6 protein-coding genes are annotated in these 5,850 nt (G+C 67.2%); all 6 read right to left on the bottom strand.

The genetic code is table 11. The annotated features are described in order from the left end of the window. Positions 1 to 320 (bottom strand): ATP-binding cassette domain-containing protein (locus ABD369_RS39840; protein ID WP_344641538.1); only part of this gene is annotated, 320 nt, incomplete at its 3' end. Beyond that, entirely contained in the window at positions 313 to 1,341 is a 1,029-nt protein-coding gene (locus ABD369_RS39835) for an ABC transporter ATP-binding protein (RefSeq protein WP_344641537.1), read from the bottom strand. The genes ABD369_RS39835 and ABD369_RS39840, both read right to left, overlap by 8 nt. 53 nt (positions 1,342 to 1,394) lie before the next feature. After that, positions 1,395 to 2,339 carry an ABC transporter permease gene (locus tag ABD369_RS39830; RefSeq protein WP_344641536.1) on the bottom strand — a complete coding sequence of 315 codons (945 nt, stop codon included), beginning with the start codon at positions 2,337 to 2,339 and terminating at the stop codon, positions 1,395 to 1,397. 10 nt (positions 2,340 to 2,349) lie between these two features. After that, complete coding sequence (locus tag ABD369_RS39825; RefSeq protein ID WP_344641535.1) at positions 2,350 to 3,279, bottom strand: ABC transporter permease; 930 nt, start codon at positions 3,277 to 3,279, stop codon at positions 2,350 to 2,352. A 201-nt stretch (positions 3,280 to 3,480) separates the two neighbouring features. Then, positions 3,481 to 5,121 (bottom strand): peptide ABC transporter substrate-binding protein, encoded by a 1,641-nt coding sequence (locus ABD369_RS39820; protein ID WP_344641534.1) that lies wholly within the window; start codon positions 5,119 to 5,121, stop codon positions 3,481 to 3,483. 527 nt (positions 5,122 to 5,648) lie between these two features. After that, a partial coding sequence (locus ABD369_RS39815) for an oligopeptide/dipeptide ABC transporter ATP-binding protein (protein ID WP_344641533.1) occupies positions 5,649 to 5,850 on the bottom strand: 202 nt, incomplete at its 5' end.

Raw genomic sequence — 5,850 nt, 5'->3', positions numbered from 1 at the left:
AACGACGTGTACGGGTCCTGGAACACCATCTGGATGTTCCGCCGCACCGCCTTCAACCCGGCACCGGAGAGCCGCGAGATCGCCTCGCCCTTGAACACCACCTCACCGGAGGTCGCCCGCTCGAGGTTCATCAGCACCTTGGCCAGCGTCGACTTCCCGCAGCCCGACTCACCGACGATGCCCAGGGTCTCGCCCTTGTGCAGCTCGAACGACACCCCGTCCACCGCACGCACCGCACCGATCTGCTTCTTGAACAGAACGCCCTGCGTCAACGGGAAGTGCTTGACCAACTCCCGGACTTCAAGGATCGGCTCAGCCACGGAGGGTCTCCTTCCAGAAGTGGCAGGCGCTGCGGCGGCCCGCCAGGTCGGCGCCGTCCTCGTCCAGCACCGGCTGCAGCAACGGCAGTTCGGTACGGCACCGGTCGGTGGCCGCCTCGCAGCGCGGGTTGAACGCGCAGCCGTCCGGAATGTGCAGCAGGCTCGGCGGCAGGCCCTTGATCGCGTAGAGGTCGCGGCCCTTCTGGTCCAGGCGCGGGATCGACTTCAACAGACCCTTGGTGTACGGGTGCGCCGGGCGCGCGTACAGCTCGTGCACGGGGGCGGTCTCCACGATCCGCCCCGCGTACATCACCGCGATCTTGTCGGCCACGTCCGCGACCACCCCCAGATCATGGGTGATCAGGATCAGACCCATCCGGTACTCGGCCTGCAGCTCCGCCAGCAACTCCATCACCTGCGCCTGCACCGTCACATCGAGCGCCGTGGTCGGCTCATCCGCGATGATCAGGTCCGGCTCCAGGGCCAGCGCCATCGCGATCATGATGCGCTGACGCATACCGCCCGAGAACTGGTGCGGATAGTCGTTCACCCGCTCCTTCGCCGCCGGGATCCGCACCCGCTCCATCAGCTCGACGGCCTTCTTCAGCGAGTCCTTCTTGGACATCCCCTCGTGCACCCGGAACATCTCGCCGAGCTGCCAGCCCACCGAGAACACCGGGTTGAGCGCGGAGAGCGCGTCCTGGAAGATCATCGCGATCTTCCGGCCGCGGATCTTCCGCCGCGCCTCCTCTGGCATGGTGAGCAGGTCCTCGCCCCGGTACAGCACCCTGCCGCCGGTGATCCGCCCGGGCGGGGTGTCCAGGATGCCCATGACGGCCTGCGCGGTCACCGACTTGCCCGAGCCCGACTCGCCCAGCACCGCCAGCGTCTCGCCCGCTCCGACGCTGTAACTGACGCCGTTGACCGCCCTGGCCACGCCGTCCCGGGTCACGAACTCCACCTGCAGGTCGTCGACCTGCAGCAGGGGCGCGCCCGTCTCGTTCTGCACCGACTCCGTCATCGCCCTGTCCCTGCCGTCTCCCGCTCCGGTCACATCCGTCAACTCCACGCCGCTCACCGCAGCTTGGGATCGAGCGCGTCGCGCATGCCGTCGCCCAGGAAGATGAAGCCCAGGGAGGTGAGCACCACCGCGAGCGAGGGAAGGGTCCACATGTAGTCGTACACACCGATGAACCCCCGGCCGGCGGCGAGCATGTTGCCCCACTCCGGCACCTCCGGGCTGACGCCGACGCCGAGGTAGGAGAGCGAGGCCTCCGCGACCACGGCGGTACCGACGTTGAACGTGCCGTAGATGATGACCGGCGCGATCGAGTTGGGCAGGATGTGCCGCAGGATGACCCGCAGGTGCCCGGCGCCCAGTGCGCGCGCCGCGTGCACGTAGTCCATCTCCCGGGTGGAGAGCACCGAACTGCGCAGCAGCCGCGCCACGGTGGCCCAGCCGAAGATGGCGAGCGAGAGCACCACCGGCCAGACCCCGCGACCGGTCACGGTGATGATGATGATCGCGCCGATCAGCAGCGGGAAGGCGAAGAACACGTCGGCGACGCGCATCGTCAGCGTGTCGTAGAACCGGCCGAAGTAGGCCGCGATCGCACCGAGCACGATGCCGATGGCCAGCGTCAGCAGGATCGACACCAGGCCGACTATGACCGCGATCCGGGAGCCGTAGATCACCCGGGAGAGCTGGTCACGGCCGAGGATGTCGGTGCCGAACAGGTGGTCGCTGCTCGGGGGCTTGAGCGTGTTCATCAGGTCCTGCTGCAGCGGGTCGTGCGGGGCGATCAGCGGTGCGAAGACTGCGGTGAGGATCAGCACCGCCACCAGCACCAGGCCCACCAGGGCCAGCCTGTTGGCGGCGAAGCGGTGCCAGACCTCCTGCCACTCCTTGACCACCTTGATGGCCGGCTCGGCCGAGGCCCCGGCCGAAGACGGATCCTTGCGCTGCCCGGGAACGGCCCTGCCCGGTACGGCGGTTGCCTTCGTCTTGTCGTCAGTCATCTCAGCGCCCTCAGCTCAGCCGGATGCGGGGGTCGAGCATCGCGTACAGCAGGTCGACGACCAGGTTGAGCAGCACGAAGATGGCGACACCCCAGGTCGCCACCCCGACCACGACCGGGTTGTTCTGCTGCTGGATCGCGGTGGACATCGCCATACCGACGCCGTCCCAGTTGAAGATGGTCTCGGTGATGATCGCGCCGCCCATCAGGCCGCCGAACGAGATGCCGAGGTAAGTCACCACCGGGATGACCGAGTTGCGCATCACGTGCTTGAGCAGCACCTCACGCCTGGGTACGCCCTTGGCGATCGCGGTCTTCACGTAGTCGGCGCGCAGCACCTCCAGCATGGTGCCGCGCATCAGCCGGGCGACCAGGGCCGCGTCCACGATGGCCAGCGTGATCGCGGGCAGGATGACCTGCAGCGGATCGCTGGGATTACCGATCACCGGCACCCATTTGAGCTGCACCGCGAAGAGGTTGAGCATCAGCATGCCGATCACGAAGGTCGGGAACCCGACCAGGATCGTGGTGATCAGCGTGACCACGGTGTCCACCAGCGAGTACCGTTTGAGCGCCGCCAGCGCGCCGACGGCGGCACCGATCGCCGCGTCGAGGACGATGGCGACGACGGCCAGCTTGGAGGTGTTGACCAGCTTGGGGCCGAGGATGTCGGAGACCTGGCGGCGCTGGGTGTAGTCCTCACCCATGTCTCCGTGCGCCAACTTGCCGATGTACGTGCCGTACTGGACGATCAGCGGCTTGTCGAGCCCGTACCGCTTGTGCAGCTCGGCGATCACGGCAGGGTCGCGGGAGCGCTCGCTGCCGGCCAGCGAGCCGACCGGGTCACCGGGGATGACGAACAGGCAGGCGAAGAGGATCAGCGTCGCGCCGAGCAGCACGATCACCATCTGTCCGAGCCTTCGCAGCAGATACCTACCCATGGCATGTGCCTCTCTATGGGGTCGTGGCAGAGCGGCGTAGCCCTCTCCCCCGTACACCGCCGGGTCCGGCAGGCGACCGGGGGGCCGTCGCCCCCGCCTGATCGAGACGGGGGCGACGGCGTTGTGCTCGGCCCCTTCGGTCAACTGCACTGGGGCACGTACGGATTCAGGAGCGGACCACGCCTGGCGCGAAGGGACGGGCTACTTCTGCGAGACCGTGGCCAGGGTCGGGTTCTCGTTGAAGTCGTAGGTCAGGTTGGCCCACTTCTGGGTGTTGGCGACACGCTGCTGCTGGCGGGTGAAGAGCGGGATCAGCGCCTGGTCCTCACCGATCGCGAGCTTCTCGGCCTGCTGGTAGATCTTGTCGCGCGCGGCCTGGTCCTTGGTGCCGGTGGCCTGCTGCAGCAGGGCGTCGAAGGCCGGGTCGCTGTAGCGGCCCGCGTTGTCGCCCTGGGCGTCGTGGGTGGTCGGGTCCTCGTTGATGGAGGCGGTGGCGAGCAGCGGCGCCAGGTAGTTGCCGGGGGTCGGGTAGTCCGCGCCCCAGGCCGCCCGGTACATACCGGTGGCGTCCGCCGACTTGTCCTTCTTCAGCATGTCCTTGAACGGCATGCCGTCGATCTGGACGTCCAACCCGAGCACGTCCTTGAGCTGCTGGGCGACGGCCTGCACCCAGGCCTCGTGCCCGCCACCGGTGTTGTAGCCGAAGTACAGCTTGGTCCCGGGGGTCAGGCCGGCCTGCGCGGCGAGCGCCTTGGCCTTCTCCTTGTCCTGCTTGACGCAGCTGGCGCAGACGCCCTCCTGGTAGGCGTCCTTGAAGGCCGAGGGCACCAGCGTGGTGGCCTTGTGGCGGAAGCCCTTGAACACGCCGTTGACGATGGCGTCGCGGTCGATCGCGTAGGAGATCGCCTGACGCGCCTCCTTGGACTTCAGCGGGCCCTGGAAGGTCACCGGCAGCAGGTAGTTCATGCCGTTGGACTCCCAGTCGTACCACTCGTTCTTCGGCCCGTAGGTCGCCTTGGCGACGGACAGCTGCTCGGTGGGTATCCGGGCCCAGTCGAACTGGCCCGCCTGGAAGCCCTGGTACTCCAGCTGGTCCGCGTTGGCCGAGTTCAGGATGGAGATCTCGATCCGGTCCAGGTGGGCCTTGGTCAGGCCGTAGCTGTCGTTCCGGACCAGCGTGATCTTGCTGTTGTGCTGCCAGGGCCCTTCCATCTTGAACGGCCCGTTGCCGATCGGCATGTCGTTGAAGGTCTTGTTGGTGGCCGGGCCGGCCACCTTCGGCATCGGGCTGAACGCGGTGTGGAAGGTGCGGAGGTCGAACTCGCAGTCCTTGATGGCCAGCTTGACCACCAGGGTGGTCGCGTCGGGCGCCGACAGGCCCCGGAAGGTGGTGGCCGAGCCGTCCTGGAGCTCCTTGAAGCCGTCGATCTCGTTCATGTGGTACGCCACGTCGGAGGCCGCGTCCTTGGCCGCGACCCGAGCCCAGCCGCGGACGAACGACTCCGCGTCCACCGGCTCACCGTTGGAGAAGGTGGTCCCGCCCTTGATCTTGAACGTCCACTGGCTGCAGTCGTCGTTCGCGGTCCGGCTCTCGGCCAGCGCGTTGCTGACCTTGCCATTGACGTCGACGCTGGTCAGGCCGGTGAACAGGTTCTGGGCGACCAGGGTGCCCTCGGACTCCTGCACGTTGTACGGGTCGATTGCAGTAGGCTCGACAATGCCCAGTCGGAAGGTTCCGCCATCCTTGGCCGGCGCATTGTCGCTCGCCGTCGGCTTTCCGCCGCCGCCCGAGCCACCGCCATTGCTGCAGGCGGCCACCGCCAGGATCGTGGTGGCAGCCACCGCCGTCCAACGCATTGTCTTGGTGAGCCTCATTCAACTGCCTCTCGATTCGGGGCGTGGGAACGAAGGACCCTCCATAGCCCGGCTTTCCAGGCATGGCGGAGGTCAACGTCAGGACGCAGATGCCTAGTTGGCGATGCGACCGTCGACGCGCGCAGAGCAACTATCGAGCCCGCCGACCCCGTTTGGAATCTTCCTCACATCTCTTTTCTGTTACACGGCGCACACAAGCCGGACCATTGACTGACAGAGCGATACATATCGCCCAAGGAATTACTCATTCCATCCTCCGAATAGCGGACACGATTATCCGGATGTCGAGGTTTTATCGGGGAAGAAAACCCGGAAAAAGATCACCGAAAAAAGATCGTCTCTCGCGCATCGCGTCCCCTGCACCTCGCCGGAAATCGCGCCGCGCTCTACCCGGTCTCGCGCCCTGCCGCGCTCTACCCGATCTCGCGCCCTGCCGCGCTCTACCCGATCTCGCACCCTGCCGCGCTCTACCCGATCTCGCGCTCCGCCGCGCTCTACCCGATCTCGCGCTCCGCCGCGAAGTGACATGCGGAGTCATGCGCGGCCGCCCCGGTCAGCCACTCCCTGACGGTCAGCGCGGGCACCTCCACCGCGCACCGCTCCTCGGCCTTCCAGCAGCGGGTGCGGAAGCGGCAGCCCGAGGGCGGGTTGGCCGGCGAGGGGATGTCCCCGGACAGGATGATCCGCTCACGCCCG

Source organism: Kitasatospora cystarginea, from assembly GCF_039533515.1.
Classification (GTDB): domain Bacteria; phylum Actinomycetota; class Actinomycetes; order Streptomycetales; family Streptomycetaceae; genus Kitasatospora; species Kitasatospora cystarginea.
Note: the sequence above shows the minus strand (reverse complement) of the source record. Positions and strands in the feature narration are given on the sequence as shown.

Excerpts from the sequence above, each read along its gene's own strand:
- ABD369_RS39835 (WP_344641537.1), bottom strand. The coding sequence starts at position 1,341 with ATGACGGAGTCGGTGCAGAACGAGACGGGCGCGCCCCTGCTGCAGGTC.
- ABD369_RS39830 (WP_344641536.1), bottom strand. The coding sequence starts at position 2,339 with ATGACTGACGACAAGACGAAGGCAACCGCCGTACCGGGCAGGGCCGTT.
- ABD369_RS39825 (WP_344641535.1), bottom strand. The coding sequence starts at position 3,279 with ATGGGTAGGTATCTGCTGCGAAGGCTCGGACAGATGGTGATCGTGCTG.